This is a genomic window from Janthinobacterium sp. LPB2021202312-11-4, assembly GCF_037049705.1.
In the GTDB taxonomy this organism is placed as follows: Bacteria; Pseudomonadota; Gammaproteobacteria; order Pseudomonadales; family Pseudomonadaceae; genus Aquipseudomonas.
The window spans coordinates 229,941-244,815 of record NZ_JBAGKV010000007.1; the positions used below are offsets into that span (position 1 = coordinate 229,941).

A 14,875-nucleotide genomic window follows, 5' to 3' on the forward strand; every position below is an offset into this window, starting at 1 on the left:
ACGTTCTGAAGGAATAGAACATGTCAAAGATCGACTTTACGTTATTGAAATCCCCACTGAGCGACGCCGCCTCGTTGATGCCCAGCATCGCCGGTAAAAAGATCCTGATGGGCTTCTGGCACAACTGGCCCGCCGGGCCGAGCGACGGTTACCAGCGTGGCCAATTCGCCAACATCGCGCTGCAGGATGTGCCCAAGGATTACAACGTGGTGGCGGTGGCTTTCATGAAGGGCAACGGTATTCCGACCTTCAAGCCGTACAACCTGTCCGACGCCGAGTTCCGTCGCCAGGTCGGCGTGCTGAACAGCCAGGGCCGGGCGGTGCTGATCTCCCTCGGCGGCGCCGACGCACACATCGAATTGCACAAAGGCAATGAACAGCCATTGGCCAACGAAATCATCCGTCTGGTGGAAATCTACGGCTTCGACGGGTTGGACATCGATCTTGAACAGAGCGCGATTGATTTCGCCGACAACAAGACCGTCCTGCCGGCCGCGCTGAAACTGGTCAAGGACCATTACGCCGGCGAAGGTAAACACTTCATCATCAGCATGGCGCCGGAGTTTCCGTACCTGACCACCGCCGGCAAATACGTCGGTTACCTCCAGGCGCTGGAAGGCTACTACGACTTCATCGCCCCGCAGTATTACAACCAGGGCGGCGACGGGATCTGGGTCCAGGAAGCCAATAACGGCAACGGTGCGTGGATCGCCCAGAACAACGACGCGCTGAAAGAAGACTTCCTGTTTTACCTGACCGAAAGCCTGGTCAGCGGCACTCGCGGGTTCACCAAAATCCCGGCGGACAAGTTTGTGATCGGCCTGCCGGCCAACGTCGACGCGGCGGCCACCGGTTACGTGATCGATCCGGCGGCGGTGGTGAATGCCTTCAAGCGTCTGGACGCCAAGGGACTGTCGATCAAGGGTTTGATGACCTGGTCGGTGAACTGGGACAACGGGGTCAATAAAGACCACGTGCCCTACAACTGGGAGTTCAGCCGTCGTTACGGGCCGTTGATCAACGGCAAGCGGCTCTCGGCCCACGATGAAGACCACGGGGCTGTTGAAGTCGCCAGTCAGCAATAAACAGAAGCCCGGCAGAGATGCCGGGCTTTTGCGTTTTGGCCTACCATGCGCCTCTTCTGACGAAAAAAAGGATGCGTTGTCATGGCCAATACAGCCGAACGGGTCAACATCATCGAGTCCCAGGTGTTGTCCCACGACTGGTACCTGCTGAAGAAAATCACCTTCGACTATCAGCGCAATAACGGCGACTGGCAGCGCCAGACCCGCGAGGTCTACGACCGTGGCAATGGGGCGGCGATTTTGCTGTTCAACCGCCAGAAGAGAACTGTCGTACTGACGCGCCAGTTTCGGCTACCGGTGTTCGTCAACGGCCACGATGGCTTGCTGATCGAAGTGGCGGCGGGGCTGCTCGAAGGCGCGGCACCTGAAGAACGCATCCGCGCTGAAGCCGAAGAGGAAACCGGCTATCGCGTACACCACGTGCAAAAGGTCTTCGAGTCCTACATGAGCCCTGGCTCGGTCACCGAAAAACTGCACTTTTTTATCGCCGAATACGATGCCGCGTCGAAGGTCAGCGATGGCGGCGGGCTGGAAGAAGAGACCGAGGAACTGGAAGTATTGGAGTGGACGTTCGACGAAGCGCTTGAGGCGTTTTATCGCGGGGAGATCTGCGATGCGAAGACCATCATGTTGTTGCAATACGCGGCGATGAAAAACATCTTCACCCCGGTTTAAACCCGTAGGAGCTGCCGAAGGCTGCGATCTGTTGATCTTGATTTATAAAGGCAAGGTCAAAAGATCGCAGCCTTCGGCAGCTCCTACACCGATCGTGTTTTGGTCAGTCAGAACAACTCACCCGTGCGGCCAGCCCCTGACCACTCGCAACCTTCCAGCGTCAGCAAGCGTTCCTTGGCCTCAAGCCCTCCCGCAAACCCCGTCAATTTTCCCGACGCCCCGATCACTCGATGACACGGCGCCACAATCGAAATCGGGTTCTTGCCATTCGCCGCTCCTACGGCGCGAACCGCGCTCGGATTACCGATCTGCTCGGCAATCTGGCTGTAGCTGCGCGTCTCGCCAAAGGGAATGGTCAGCAACGCCTGCCAGACTTTCTTCTGGAAGTCGGTTCCGGCGAAATCCAGCTCCAGGTCGAACTGATTGCGCGTACCGGCGAAGTATTCCTGCAACTGTTTAACCGCGCGCACCAGGATCGGATTGTCCGCAGCCTCAGTCATCGGCCCGAGCTTCACCCGGTTCGGTTTGTCGTTTTCCCAGAGGATGGCCGCCAGTCTTGAACCGTTCGCGACCAGCTTCAACTCGCCGACCGGGGAGGGCATTGTGATGAAGGTAAAGCTCATGCCGGCGAACTCCAATAAAGGCTGAACAGGGGCGCAAGCATACTGCCTCATCGGGGAGGCGCAAAACGCAATCCCAGCCATACTGGCTACTGCTCTTGAAGCGTTCCCTCTGTTTTGCACAGAGCCAAAAAACAAAAAAGAGACCGAATCATGACGTTCGAACCTTTTGCCAAATCGCTGATAGCGACCTCCCTGGCGCTCAGTTGCCTCAGTACTTACGCCGCCTCCGTGGCCCCGGTCGCCGCCGAAAACGGCATGGTGGTCACCGCCCAGCACCTGGCCACTCACGTCGGCGTGGATGAACTCAAGAACGGCGGCAACGCTGTGGACGCCGCGGTTGCGGTCGCTTATGCACTGGCGGTGGTCTATCCCGCTGCGGGCAACCTGGGCGGCGGTGGTTTCATGACCATTCAACTGGCGGACGGGCGCAAGACCTTCCTCGACTTTCGCGAAAAAGCCCCGCTGGCGGCCACCGCGAACATGTACCTGGACAAGGACGGCAACGTCGTCCCGGACCTGAGCACCCGTGGTCATTTGGCGGTCGGCGTGCCGGGCACTGTGTCCGGCATGGAACTGGCCCTGAGCAAGTACGGCACCAAACCGCGCAAGGAAGTGATCGCCCCGGCAATCAAACTCGCTGAAGACGGTTTTGTGCTGGAGCAGGGCGACGTCGACTTGCTGGAGTACGCCACTGACGTGTTCAAAAAGGACATGCGTGACTCGGGCTCGATCTTCCTGCACAACGGCGAACCGATGCAGATCGGGCAAAAACTGGTGCAGAAAGACTTGGGAAAAACCCTGCGGGAAATTTCCGAGAAGGGCACGGACGGGTTCTACAAAGGGTGGGTGGCCGACGCGATCGTCACCTCCAGCCAGGCCAACAAAGGCATCATCACCCAGGCCGACCTCGACAAGTACAAGACCCGCGAACTGGCCCCGGTGGAGTGCGATTATCGCGGCTATCACGTAGTTTCCGCGCCGCCGCCAAGCTCTGGCGGGGTGGTGATCTGCGAGATCATGAACATCCTTGACGGCTACCCGATGAAAGACCTGGGCTACCACTCGGCCCAAGGCATGCACTACCAGATCGAAGCGATGCGCCACGCCTACGTGGACCGCAACAGCTACCTCGGCGACCCGGATTTCGTGAAAAATCCGCTCACCCATCTGCTGGATAAAAACTACGCGACCAAACTGCGCGCGGCCATCGATCCGCAAAAGGCTGGCGTGTCCCGGGAGATCAAACCCGGCGTAGCGCCGCATGAGGGCAGCAACACCACGCACTTCTCCATTGTCGATAAATGGGGCAATGCGGTGTCGATGACCTACACCCTCAACGACTGGTTCGGGGCCGGGGTCATGGCCAGTAAAACCGGGGTCATCCTCAACGATGAAATGGACGATTTCACCTCGAAAATCGGCGTACCGAACATGTACGGCCTGGTGCAAGGGGAGGCCAATGCCATCGCCCCCGGCAAGGCACCGCTGTCGTCCATGAGCCCGACGATCGTCACCAAGGACGGCAAAGTGGTGATGGTGGTCGGGACGCCCGGTGGCAGCCGCATCATCACCGCGACTTTGCTGACCATCCTCAACGTGATCGACTACGGCATGAACATCCAGGAAGCCGTGGATGCGCCGCGTTTCCACCAGCAATGGTTGCCGGAAGAAACCAACCTGGAGACCTTCACCACCAGCCCGGATACGGTGAAGCTGCTCGAAAGTTGGGGGCATAAGTTTGCCGGGCCACAGGATGCCAACCATGTGGCGGCGATCCTGGTCGGCGCGCCTTCGCTGGGCGGCAAGCCAGTCGGCAAGAACCGCTACTACGGCGCGAATGATCCGCGCCGCAATACCGGGTTGTCGCTCGGTTATTGAGGGTTGTCAGTAAAGGGGGGCGGAGGTATTTTCCGTCCCCTGGCCCATCGATCTATCAAGGAAGGAACCCATGAGCACCGCACTGCTGATTATCGATGTCCAACAAGCCCTGTGCTCCGGCGAGTACGAATGCTTCGACATCCAGCGCGTCCTCCAGAACATCAACAGCCTGAGCGCCAAAGCCAGGGACACCGGGGTTCCAGTGATCCTGGTCCAGCACGAAGCCGAGGACGACCTGTTGCAACATGGCTCAAAAGGCTGGCAATTGGCCGATGGCCTGGAGACGTCCCCGCAAGACCTGCGCGTGCGTAAAACCACGCGAGATTCGTTCTACCAGACCCCTCTGCAAAACTTGCTGCAAGAACAGAGCGCTGATCGCCTGATCATCTGCGGCCTGCAAACCGATTACTGCGTCAATGCCACCGTACGCCAGGCCCTGACACTGGGCTATGACGTGATGCTCGTCGGTGACGCACATTCCACGGTCGATAACGGCAACCTCGGTGCCGAAGACATCATCGCCGAGCACAACGCCGACCTGGCGCACCTGACCGGGCCCGTGGCGCGGATTGACGTGCTGCCGACGGCCAAAATCCGGCTCTAAAACGCCCCCAACCCCTGTGACGAGGGCTGCGCGGCAGCCCTCAAGCCAGCCTCAAGTCGCAAACAACACCCCGCCAATCGCCCCGACCCGCTCCGGCACTACACCCCCCAACACCAACCGGGTAATCGTCGCCGCTGCATTCTGATAATCCCCATCCTGGGGCACCTGCTGTCCGGTGATGTGCGCCATCTGCCAACCCAAATTGGTATAGGTCCGCGTCGCCGACCAGATAAACAACATCAAATGCTCCGGGTCCACCGGCGCCAGCAGCCCGCGCTCGATCCAGCTGCGCAAGCACTCGACATTGCGCTGAGCCTCGGCATACAACAAATCCCGACACTCCTCGGGCAATTGCCGTCCCCCCAGCAACAACTCGCCACTGAACACCTTGGCAATGTGCGGATGCGCCCGCGCGATGCGGATGCGCGCCGCGATGTAGGCCTGCAACCCCACCACCGGGTCATCGCTTTCGCGCAACACCGCCGAGGCCTCCAGCAAGGGTTCGACAAACCCGAGCAATACCTTGGCGTAGAGGTTTTCCTTGCTCTGGAAGTAGTAATACAGATTCGCCTTCGGCACCCCCGCCCGCAGCGCGATGTCCCGGGTCTGGGTGGCATCGAAGCCTTTGGCGGCGAATTCCTCGCTGGCGGCGGCCAGGATCAGGTGCTGATTGCGTTGGCGAATGCTAGTCATGGGGCAGAAACGAAGGAGTAGGGCATGGGGGCGTCTTGGGAGATCGGTTTCGTAATATACAAAACTATACAGCGAATAGGCTCATCTTGCTTTTTCCCGTCGTGAGTTCGCCGTTAAGATCAGCGACGGCTGCACTGGAATATCTCGACTAAAGGACGCAACACTTATGGAAACCGCTTTTTCTCAAGTCATCGAGCGTTTGCACAATCGCCGATTTACCGTAGCGAACAACGCCCAGGGGCTCTCCGGTTCAGGCACGGTGTTTCATTACCACGTCGAGGAGGAAGGAGCCATTTCGGGCACTTACCAGGGCGGCCGGATTCGCATCGGGCAACAAGTCGGGCGCATTACAGGTCCCGACACCATCGAGCTTCTTTATCAGTGCCTGACCACGAACGGCGAAATGCTTGCCGGCTGGTCTCGTGGCACGGTAGGCGTTGATCAGGCAGGACGTACTACGTTGAGCTTCGTATGGGGTTGGTTGTCGGGCGCGGCGGGAGGCGGGGAGTCCAGCTACGTCGAGCTTGCTGCCTAGTGGTTTGGGATTTGCGAAGACGCAACGCCTGCCCTATGGCAAGGTACGCGACTCATACACCATGTAGCCAACAGGATAAAAACGATGGAGGAGGCTGAAGCGCTCGGCAGCGATGCGTCGATGACCATGCTCAACGCATTCAATCGATGCGTGCTCCATCTCGGGCGCTTGGCCCGGGATCGTGGCGCTTCTCAATTTATCGATGACAGCCTGCACTCCTTTCGCGAACTGGTGCCGTTCGCGTCGGCCTGGTGGGGCGAGATGTCCGCGTCCGAGGCCGATGCGCCGCCCAAGAGCTGGATGCACGGGCGCATCAACCTGCCGGAGTCATTTGCGGTTGAATGGCACCGCAGCGCCGGCATCGACAAGTTCTCCCATGACACCTTGAGTCAACCCGGCGAGGTGGTGCGCGAAAGCGGTTTCACTGATCCCAATGAAGAAGTGAACGACTTCGCTCGCCGTCACGACCTCTATCATCCGATGTGCATCACCTTCGAATTGCCCGAAAGCGGCTTGATGTTTTTCGTCTGCCTCTACCGTGGCGTTGAGGCTCCGGGGTTCAGCGACAGCGAGGCCAGTTTGTTTTCGGCGTTCTGCGATCACCTGTTGCAACTGTGGCGCTTTCAGGTGCAGGACATGATCCGCTTCGATACCGGCAGCGGCGCAACCGACTTCGGCCTGGCGCGGATGGACGGCCGTTTGCTCTACGTCGGCGCGAGCCTGTGCGCTGCGATTCAGCGCGAGTTGCCGGGGTGGAGTGGTTCAACGTTGCCCTTTGAGGTGATCGCGCACTTGCCCAAAGCACCGTGCGTGATCCGCCTCGGGCGCTGCGCGCTGACGCTGAGCCCGAACGCCGAGCATGTGATTCTGTCGTTGGAGACGCAGTCCCGTGCGGCGGTGTTGGCGCCGCGTGAGCGAACCGCCGCGATGCTGTTCGCCGCCGGGCAATCCTACAAAGAAATTGCCAAAACCCTTGGGCTGAGCCCGGCAACTGTGCGCACCTATCTGCGTAATTGTTACTTGCAGCTTGGCGTGAAGAGCAAGGTTGAGTTGGGCGCTGTCCTGCGTTCGCCAAACTCAAAGACGGATGCAATGCGCCGCCATTAAACCCGTGGCCCCCCTGGAAACCCGGTTTTGATACTACGGTTTGTCGTCCGTTGTGATTTGGGTCAAACCTCCTCGCACTCACAACGCAACATTCTGAAATGCGGAAAGCTCCTACGCGCTTTATAGGTGTGTCCGACATTAATTCTTTTGCTTCCTTGTTAGCTTGCTCGGCAATTCACGCCTGCTCATATCCGTCATGGATTGGGGCTCGCGCGTTGTCTTTCAGCTCAAGGATTAGCGCATGTTCGGGCCAGCCAATGCGGCGCAGTTTGCGCTGTCAATTCCCGCTATTCGTCATGATTTCAAGGTGCTGGCCTTCGACGGTGTTGAGGCGATCAGCGCCTTGTACGCCATCAAGGTTGAACTGGTCAGTGAACACCCGGATTTCGATCTGGAGAGCCTGCTCAGCCAACCGGCGTTTCTGCAGTTTGGTTTCAATGGCGAAGGGCTTCACGGCCGTATCGACGACGTCTGGGTGGGTGAGGCTGGCAAGCGGCTGACCCGTTATCACCTGACCCTGGTGCCGGCGCTGCACTATTTGCAGTTCAGTCACGATCAACGGATTTTCCAGCACCTGACCGTGCCGCAGATCATCACGCAGGTGCTCAAAGGGCACGGCATCCTGAGCGATGGGTTTACCTTCCATGTCAGCACCAGCCCCGAACGCGAGTACTGCACGCAATACGGGGAGTCGAACTTCGATTTTCTCCAAAGACTGTGCGCCGAGGACGGCATCGCCTGGCATCACCAGCATTCGCCGGACGGTCATCGGCTGGTGTTCACCGATGATCAGACGTTCTTCCCCAAGCTGGGCGAAACGCCTTATCAGCAGGACTCCGGCATGGTGGCGGAGCACCCGGTGGTCAGCCAGTTCGCCATGGGCGTTCGCACTCGCACCAGCGCGGCCACGCGTCGGCACTACGATTTCCAGCGACCGAGCCTGTTGCTGGAAAGCCGTTTCACCGCCGAGTTCAGCCCCGAGCTGGAAGACTATCGCTACCCGGCACCGATCAAGAACGAAAAACGCGGCAAGCAACTCGCCCGGCAAGCCCTGGAGCGGCACCGCAGCGATTACCAGCTAGTCGAAGGCCGAAGCGATCAGCCGACCCTGCGCAGCGGGCACTTTTTTGAGCTGACCGAGCATCCGCGTAAAACCGCCAATGATCTGTGGTTGTTGCTGAGTGTGACGCACATCGGGAAACAGCCGCAGGTGCTGGAAGAGACCGTCACCAGCGACGCCAAACCCGAAGACGGTTTCACCCAAGGCTATCGCAACCATTTCAGCGCCATCCCGTGGGACGTGTTTTACCGCCCACCGCTGCGCCCTCGAAAAACGCAATTGGTCACCCAGACCGCTCGCGTCACCGGCCCGCCCGGCGAAGAAATCTACTGCGATGAATATGGCCGCGTTCGTGTGGAGTTTTCGTGGGATCGAGCCGAACTCAACAGCGAAAAAAGCAGTTGCTGGCTGCGAGTGTCGTCCAGTTGGGCAGGCGAGGGTTTCGGCGCGGTGACCATCCCGCGCATCGGCATGGAGGTGGTGGTGACCTTCCTCGAAGGCGACCCCGATAACCCTCTGATCACCGGGTGTGTTGCCAACAAAATCACCTCCGTGCCGCATGCCTTGCCCGAGCACAAAACCAAAACCGTGCTGCGCAGCCACAGCTCGCCGCACACCGGCGGCTACAACGAACTGTCGCTGGAAGACCGCGCCGGCCAGGAAAAAATCTACCTGCGGGCCCAGCGCGATCTCGAACAACTGATCCTTCACGACAGCGACACCCAAATCGGCAACGACTGCCGCGAACAGATCTGCCGCGACAGCCACAGCCTGATCGGCCATGACCGTTTTGAGCAGGTGGACCACCACAGCGCCAGCCTGATCAAGGGCGATGAGCTGCACACCACTGAAGGTGAACGCAGCACAGTGATCGGCGGCGACGAACTGATCAGCATCAGCGGCAACAGCAGCACCACGACGGCTGGAACGTTAGTGGTTCAGGCCGGATCGCAGGTGCATCTCAACGCCACGAATGTGGTGATTGAGGCGGGTATCAGCCTCACGCTGTCAGCGGGCGGTCAGCACATCGTGATCAACGCCGGCGGGATTTTCAGCAGCGTGGCCATTGTTGAAGGAGGCGCGCCACTGGCAGGAACGCCTGCGCAATCCGCGCTTCCATCCATTCCAATCACGACCATTCAAACCATTCCTGACGAAGCCTTGCTCAAGCAAAACATCGTGTTTCGTGAGGCCAGTACAGGCATTTGCCCTGTGTGTGATGCCGCTCAAACGCCGCCGGAAACTGAAGGGGTTAAAGCATGAAGTCTGTGATCCCGGAAAAGGGACTGCTGCTGCTTGATGGTGCTCAATACGAGGACGCTGTTGATTGGCTTTACGAACGCTACGGCTCCGACAATCCCCAGTCACTCTTCAAGGGCACGCCTTACGAACCCATCGCGGGTGCCGGGCCATTTTTACTCAACGCCTCAATTGGCGATGCCGCCTACAACGCGTGGTGGGGCGGCGTTGATTTGCAACGTGGGGTTTGGCTGGCATCGCCTAAAAGCGCCAATCAATTGCTTCCGATCCTGCAACGTCGCTTGCGAATTTTTGATGAGCAGCAGCGCGAGTTCTGGTTGCGTCTGGCCGATGGTCCCGCCCTGAATCGTGCCTGGTTGGCCGGTGTGCAATGGCCGGCAGGTTTTTGGTATGGCGTTGATAGCGTCTGGTTACGGCATGCAGATTCGGCGGTATGCGCATGGGAAAACCAACGTCCTGAGTACGACGCAGTACCCGCCGATGACGGCTTGACCGCGCAAATCACCCTGCCTGAACCACTCTTGCAGGCGCTCAGTCTGCCAGCCCGACTGGAGCAAACTCCATGAGCGTGCTTGATCCCGCCCGTTTTGGAACCTGTCCGATCTTCGCCGCCGTTTTGCCTCTGCGTTACGCGCTCGGCCCAACAACCGCCATCGATACCAGCGCCTATGATTTGCCCGCGCTGAACGGCCAGTTTCCCGAACTCGGCCCCCGTCACCCAGACCTGACCCCACATTCGCTCAACTACACCTCCCGCTTGTTGCGCGATGGTTGGCTGTATGTCTGGGAAAGTAATCCGCCGAAGTTGGTGGAGTACCAGGTCGAAAAAGCTCAACTCACGCAAACCGCGCGCGCGGGTAAAGTCATCGACACCCGGGTCAAACCGCATCTGGTGTTGAGAGCGGGTGATCCTGCCGGACTGGTTTGGTCGCCCACGCGCTGGAGCGAACCGCAATACCAAGCCGCCAAAACCAACCCCGCTGTACGCCAGCGCATCATGCGCAACGTAGTGCCGGGCGTTGCGCCGTTCAGTGGCAAAGTCGACACGATCAAAAAACAGATTGGCGAATACAGTGATGCGACGAGTTACGGCTGGAGCCATGAGCCCGAAACAGAACACGCCCCCGACTGGCTGAAAACACTTAAGCAGATGGGGCGCTGCGAACAGCAGACCTATGCCGTGATTGATGACGCATGGGGCGTGATGTTCGACCTCGCCGCATTGATCCGTGCGCGTAAAGAGGCTTTTGACAGCTACCAGGAGCATCACGCCGAAGCGTGGGCGATGGCCGGCGTCATCAAGTCACTGAGCGAAGGCGACCCTCAACTCCGTGCACAACTGCTGTCCATCACCCGCTATGACGAACTCCAGCGGGCCTGGAAAGATCAAGACATCCAGAATGACCGGTACACCGCCGACATGCGGCGCCTGGCTCAGCTCTGGGTCGCATGGTTCAACACCCAGCAAGTCACTGGACCGTCGAGCATGGCCACGGCGTGCGGCCATTTCGACATCACCCAGGCGATGGCTCGTGAGGCACTGGAATTGCATTTTGCGGCGGCTTGTCTGGGGCCGGCCAGTACGAGTGTCGGCGCCGAGGCCATTACCCTCAGTCTGGAAGGTGATCAGGCCGGTAAGCCTTGGTTGCTTTGGGCTTTGCTGGGATTGCCGTCGCGGCTGAGTATTGGCGAAATCAAATACCTAGTGGACTTCAGCGACGCCGCTCGTGACAACAAGGCAGCCCTGCAAGAAGGGGCCAGCAAACTCGCCAGGGCTTTTGGTTATTCAGAGGCCATTAACAAGACTGCCGACAAACTGAAGCAACACAAACCGGCGTCGAGTATTGAAGCCTTGTTTCTGTCCATCGCCCCAACGGCTGGGCTGCAAGTACATCAGGGTGAAAATGCCACCGGTATGGCAGGGCGTTTGTACATGGCGGCGGCGTTGGCCCGCAGTGATCAGCGCCTCCAGACCTCGGGTGTTACGCCGCGTCAGTTAGGCGAGTGGTATAGCGACTTGATGGGTACGCGCCAGTCATTGCCCGCGCACTTGAACGTCGCGCCGCTGGCCAGTAGCGTGGCTGATGGCATCCCGTTCATGCATCTGGTCCCGGCGAGTACCAAACTGCCGCCGTTGCCGGTGAATCTGGCGGCGGGCGTTGAGTTGAGCAGCGTGTTTGATTTGAAAAGTGCGCTGAGCAAGGCGCCGATTAAGTCGCTTGTGTTGTTGGTGGCGGGGGGGAATTTTGTTGCTTCGGGGGAGCAGCTTTTTGAAAAGCGAACCTATAAAAGTGCATTTAGCACAGCAGGGGCAGCGTTTGGCGTTGCAGCAGCGGGCGTGGCCGTATGGCAGCGAGTTGGAGAGGTCAATTGGGGAGAAGCAGTCCGCCAAACCGGAAGATTTTCAGTCTCTTCAAGACTCATTCTGGTTAAAGCCTTGGGACGTGCAGCCATTGCTGCAGGAGCGCAGATAGCCGTGCTGGCCTTCGACGTTGTTGTCTATGGAATAGAAGCCTTTGAGGCTTACCAAAAGGGTGACTTTGACACCATGGCGACGAGTTTAGCCGTCGCCAGCGCTGAACTGGCCGGAATAGTGCTCTACGTAAAACTTTTCCGAGTTTATCGTGCCTCACAAGCGGCTGTATTGGTCGGTGAGGTTGCGGTCATTGCAGCGGGTATGAATGCTGCACCGCATGTTGCCATCAAAATACTTGCCCTGACTGTGGTGATTGTCGCGGGAGTTATTGCGCGGCTTTATACAGCAGACTCGCCGTTGGAACAGTGGGTGAAAAATAGCCGTTTTGGCATCCGCCCGGACGGCGACTGGTCAAGTAGTTATACCCTTTCAATGGATAAGCTCTACTCCATTTTGTTTCCCATTAGTTTTGATGCCCGCCGGTTGGCAGAAATGCACCCCTATCAAGGACAAATAACTTCCACCTACCTGATGCTGAACCTGCCAGGAAAAAGTGTTTCGCTGACGGATAACATGATCCACTTCAAAGGCATCGAAGTGTGGGGCGACACACTCGGTTATCACCCCGAGCAAACTAAAAGTGTCGAATGGACGGGTAAGGACTTTGCTCTACATAGTGGCAGCCGCATTCCTGTACCAGCTGATAGCACGTCTTATCGTCGTGTGTACCATGAAGAAGGAGTGCGGGACTTAAAGCGCATTGAGGGCGAGTTGATCTATTCCCCGCAAGAAGGACTGGTGCTGCCAGCGGTAAAAATCATGGAGCGAGCATGGATATGAATACACCAGAACACCAACACTTCAGCGCTAAACTCACAGTAACGCTTGAAGCGAATAAACCCACTGGCGAACTGCCAATGGAGCTTTTTATTACCGATGAACACACTGAGCATTACCTGGCTTTGCAAGCAGGCGGTGACTCCGGTCGAGGCTTGTGGACTGGGGTTTTAGGCGGCATCGGAGGTTGCGCATCGATAGGGCTGGGACTTATGGGAGCAATCCAAGGTAAATTCGATATCACCTATATGATGTTTTCCATTGGTATTCCTTTGTTTTTGGTACCACTTGTATGGGAAACACTGCGCCCGTTACCTCTCCCCATCCTTTTTAACCGCCGCACCCGCGAAGTGTATTTCGATCACGAAGGTGAACTGTTTCACGCTCCGTGGGATGATATTTCTGCTTCGGCTCATGAGTTTCAATTAGTCGGCCCCCACATCGGCGGTATGCAAAGTGCAACACTGGAAATTCGTGTCTGGAGTTTCGAAAAACCGGATACGGCACTAATGGTCAGCCTCGGCTCACCCTTCGGAAAATCATTGGAGATGCAAAAAGGCTTTTGGGAATACATCCGTTCCTACATGAACAACGGTCCCTATTTCGACGAGTACGGTAATAACAGTGAGTCGGATGCCTTTGTACAAAGCCAGTTATCCGTACGGCCCAGAATGAGCGACAGCTTCAGACAGACACTGGAGCGGATAAAACAGGCAAAGCGAGAAAACGGAGGTAAAAACTATCTTCGCAGTATCGATGTTGTGGGCTTGGTACTCGATCTCTTCTTCTACCCCACCTGCCGTATTCAAGAACTTACCTACAGCCTTGCCAAACGCCGCTCCCGTAATCTTTGGCCAAAAGTAGTCACTGAACGATTGAAAGCCAATGGTCCCACGGCTCGGCTTGTCGATTTGGAGCGCGAAAAAAGCAGCAGTTAGTTGAAAGTCAGTTGATCTGCTCCCCACAGCAGGGACTGACTCTACCTGCGATAAAAGTCATGGAACGAGAATGGATATGAGTAAATCGGAGCTACCCCGAACCGGTGCTGCAACTACGATTATGCTTGAGGCGCACAAAACTACTGGTGAGCAGCCGATGGAGCTGTTCATCACAGATGAGCATGCCGAGTACTACTTGGCGCTGCAGAGTGTCGGAGATTCTAATCGTGGACAGTTAGCAGGTCTTTTTGGATGGGTTGCACTTGGAATGCTATGTCTCGAGATGTTGTTAATGTTCAAGGGACAGTGGGAAAGCGTTTTGATGGGCCTAGTCATGTCAGCAGCATTTTTTCTTGTTCCTTTTTTTGGGGAAATACTTCGGCCCTTACCGCTGCCCATCCTATTCAACCGCCGGACTCGCGAAGTTTATCTCGAGCACGAAGGTGAACTGTTCCATTCTCCATGGGATGGCATTGTCGCTGTCGCCAATGAATATCAGCTAGTGGGAACGCAAATTGGGGGCCTGCAAAGCGCCTCATTGGAAATACGCATGTGGCAGTTCGAAAACCCGGAAAACGCACTAATGGTCAGTCTCGGCTCACCTTTCGGAAAATCACTGGAGATGCAAAAAGGCTTTTGGGAATACATCCGTTCCTACATGAACAACGGCCCCTATTTCGACGAACACGGTAATCACAGTGAGTCGGATGCTTTTGTTCAAAGTCAGTTATCCGTGCGGCCCAGAATGAGCGACAGCTTCAAACAGACACTGGAGCGGATAAAACAGGCAAAGCGAGAAAACGGAGGTAAAAACTATCTGCGCAGTATCGATGTTCTGGGCTTAGTACTCGATCTCTGCTTCTATCCCACCTGCCGCATTCAAGAAATCACCTACAGCCTCGCCAAACGCCGCTCCCGAAACTTATGGCCAAAAATCGTCACTGATCGCCTGAAAGCCAATGGTCCCACTACGCGACTTGTAGATTTGGAATACTAAAAAACTTAAATGATTTTTTTATCCCGCTAAACCTTAAAAAGGAAAGTTTGTGCAAGCCATTTTTAATTTGAAAGTCGGTCTTGAAATCATGAGTTGGACCGTCGCAAGCGGACTCGTAACCTTGCTTCTCTTAATGTTCCCTATTCTCCAATTTGTAGATCACTTAG

General features: G+C 57.1%; 12 protein-coding genes and 1 pseudogene. 11 read left to right on the plus strand and 2 right to left on the minus strand.

Going from position 1 to position 14,875, the window contains the following annotated elements; genetic code table 11:
* The first annotated feature begins 20 nt into the window (after positions 1-20).
* Together V5E99_RS10615 and V5E99_RS10620 are read left to right on the plus strand one after the other, a co-directional pair.
* The gene (locus V5E99_RS10615) at positions 21-1,085 is read left to right on the plus strand and encodes a chitinase (RefSeq protein ID WP_499802415.1); all 1,065 of its coding nucleotides are present in this window, start codon (positions 21-23) and stop codon (positions 1,083-1,085) included.
* An 81-nt stretch (positions 1,086-1,166) separates the two neighbouring features.
* Complete coding sequence (locus V5E99_RS10620; RefSeq protein WP_499802416.1) at positions 1,167-1,760, plus strand: NUDIX domain-containing protein; 594 nt, start codon at positions 1,167-1,169, stop codon at positions 1,758-1,760.
* Between the two features lie 137 nt (positions 1,761-1,897).
* On the opposite strand, the pseudogene V5E99_RS10625 reads toward V5E99_RS10620, so the two are convergent.
* Positions 1,898-2,383, minus strand: a pseudogene (locus tag V5E99_RS10625) (methylated-DNA--[protein]-cysteine S-methyltransferase); the annotation flags it as partial.
* Between the two features lie 255 nt (positions 2,384-2,638).
* Between V5E99_RS10625 and ggt the strand changes: the two are divergent.
* Positions 2,639-4,261: a gamma-glutamyltransferase gene (ggt, locus tag V5E99_RS10630; RefSeq protein ID WP_499802427.1), complete on the plus strand. Its 1,623-nt coding sequence runs from the start codon at positions 2,639-2,641 to the stop codon at positions 4,259-4,261.
* Positions 4,262-4,331: 70 nt separating this feature from the next.
* Entirely contained in the window at positions 4,332-4,865 is a 534-nt protein-coding gene (locus V5E99_RS10635) for a cysteine hydrolase family protein (RefSeq protein WP_499802417.1), read from the plus strand.
* A 51-nt stretch (positions 4,866-4,916) separates the two neighbouring features.
* Here the strand turns inward: V5E99_RS10635 and V5E99_RS10640 are convergent, their stop codons facing one another.
* The gene (locus tag V5E99_RS10640) at positions 4,917-5,558 is read right to left on the minus strand and encodes a TetR/AcrR family transcriptional regulator (protein WP_499802418.1); all 642 of its coding nucleotides are present in this window, start codon (positions 5,556-5,558) and stop codon (positions 4,917-4,919) included.
* A gap of 166 nt (positions 5,559-5,724) precedes the next feature.
* On the opposite strand from V5E99_RS10640, the gene V5E99_RS10645 reads away from it, so the two are divergent.
* The 7 genes from V5E99_RS10645 (at position 5,725) to V5E99_RS10675 (ending at position 14,708) form a co-directional block, all read left to right on the plus strand.
* Entirely contained in the window at positions 5,725-6,093 is a 369-nt protein-coding gene (locus V5E99_RS10645) for an avidin-fold protein (RefSeq protein WP_499802419.1), read from the plus strand.
* Positions 6,094-6,177: 84 nt separating this feature from the next.
* Entirely contained in the window at positions 6,178-7,200 is a 1,023-nt protein-coding gene (locus V5E99_RS10650) for a helix-turn-helix transcriptional regulator (RefSeq protein ID WP_499802420.1), read from the plus strand.
* Between the two features lie 241 nt (positions 7,201-7,441).
* The gene (locus V5E99_RS10655) at positions 7,442-9,523 is read left to right on the plus strand and encodes a type VI secretion system Vgr family protein (protein ID WP_499802421.1); all 2,082 of its coding nucleotides are present in this window, start codon (positions 7,442-7,444) and stop codon (positions 9,521-9,523) included.
* Positions 9,520-10,086 (plus strand): DUF4123 domain-containing protein, encoded by a 567-nt coding sequence (locus V5E99_RS10660; RefSeq protein WP_499802422.1) that lies wholly within the window; start codon positions 9,520-9,522, stop codon positions 10,084-10,086. Before V5E99_RS10655 ends, V5E99_RS10660 begins: the two co-directional genes overlap by 4 nt.
* Complete coding sequence (locus V5E99_RS10665; protein WP_499802423.1) at positions 10,083-12,776, plus strand: toxin VasX; 2,694 nt, start codon at positions 10,083-10,085, stop codon at positions 12,774-12,776. The genes V5E99_RS10660 and V5E99_RS10665 overlap by 4 nt, the downstream gene beginning before the upstream one ends.
* Entirely contained in the window at positions 12,767-13,711 is a 945-nt protein-coding gene (locus tag V5E99_RS10670) for a hypothetical protein (RefSeq protein WP_499802424.1), read from the plus strand. Before V5E99_RS10665 ends, V5E99_RS10670 begins: the two co-directional genes overlap by 10 nt.
* A 70-nt stretch (positions 13,712-13,781) precedes the next feature.
* A complete protein-coding gene (locus V5E99_RS10675) occupies positions 13,782-14,708 on the plus strand; it encodes a hypothetical protein (RefSeq protein WP_499802425.1) in 927 nt (308 codons plus the stop codon).
* Positions 14,709-14,875 lie beyond the last annotated feature (167 nt).

Bases quoted from the DNA above. Each gene is read 5' to 3' on its own strand.
- V5E99_RS10615 (WP_499802415.1), top strand. From the start codon at position 21: ATGTCAAAGATCGACTTTACGTTATTGAAATCCCCACTGAGCGACGCC.
- V5E99_RS10620 (WP_499802416.1), top strand. From the start codon at position 1,167: ATGGCCAATACAGCCGAACGGGTCAACATCATCGAGTCCCAGGTGTTG.
- ggt (WP_499802427.1), top strand. From the start codon at position 2,639: ATGGTGGTCACCGCCCAGCACCTGGCCACTCACGTCGGCGTGGATGAA.
- V5E99_RS10635 (WP_499802417.1), top strand. From the start codon at position 4,332: ATGAGCACCGCACTGCTGATTATCGATGTCCAACAAGCCCTGTGCTCC.
- V5E99_RS10640 (WP_499802418.1), bottom strand. From the start codon at position 5,558: ATGACTAGCATTCGCCAACGCAATCAGCACCTGATCCTGGCCGCCGCC.
- V5E99_RS10645 (WP_499802419.1), top strand. From the start codon at position 5,725: ATGGAAACCGCTTTTTCTCAAGTCATCGAGCGTTTGCACAATCGCCGA.
- V5E99_RS10650 (WP_499802420.1), top strand. From the start codon at position 6,178: ATGGAGGAGGCTGAAGCGCTCGGCAGCGATGCGTCGATGACCATGCTC.
- V5E99_RS10655 (WP_499802421.1), top strand. From the start codon at position 7,442: ATGTTCGGGCCAGCCAATGCGGCGCAGTTTGCGCTGTCAATTCCCGCT.
- V5E99_RS10660 (WP_499802422.1), top strand. From the start codon at position 9,520: ATGAAGTCTGTGATCCCGGAAAAGGGACTGCTGCTGCTTGATGGTGCT.
- V5E99_RS10665 (WP_499802423.1), top strand. From the start codon at position 10,083: ATGAGCGTGCTTGATCCCGCCCGTTTTGGAACCTGTCCGATCTTCGCC.
- V5E99_RS10670 (WP_499802424.1), top strand. From the start codon at position 12,767: ATGGATATGAATACACCAGAACACCAACACTTCAGCGCTAAACTCACA.
- V5E99_RS10675 (WP_499802425.1), top strand. From the start codon at position 13,782: ATGGATATGAGTAAATCGGAGCTACCCCGAACCGGTGCTGCAACTACG.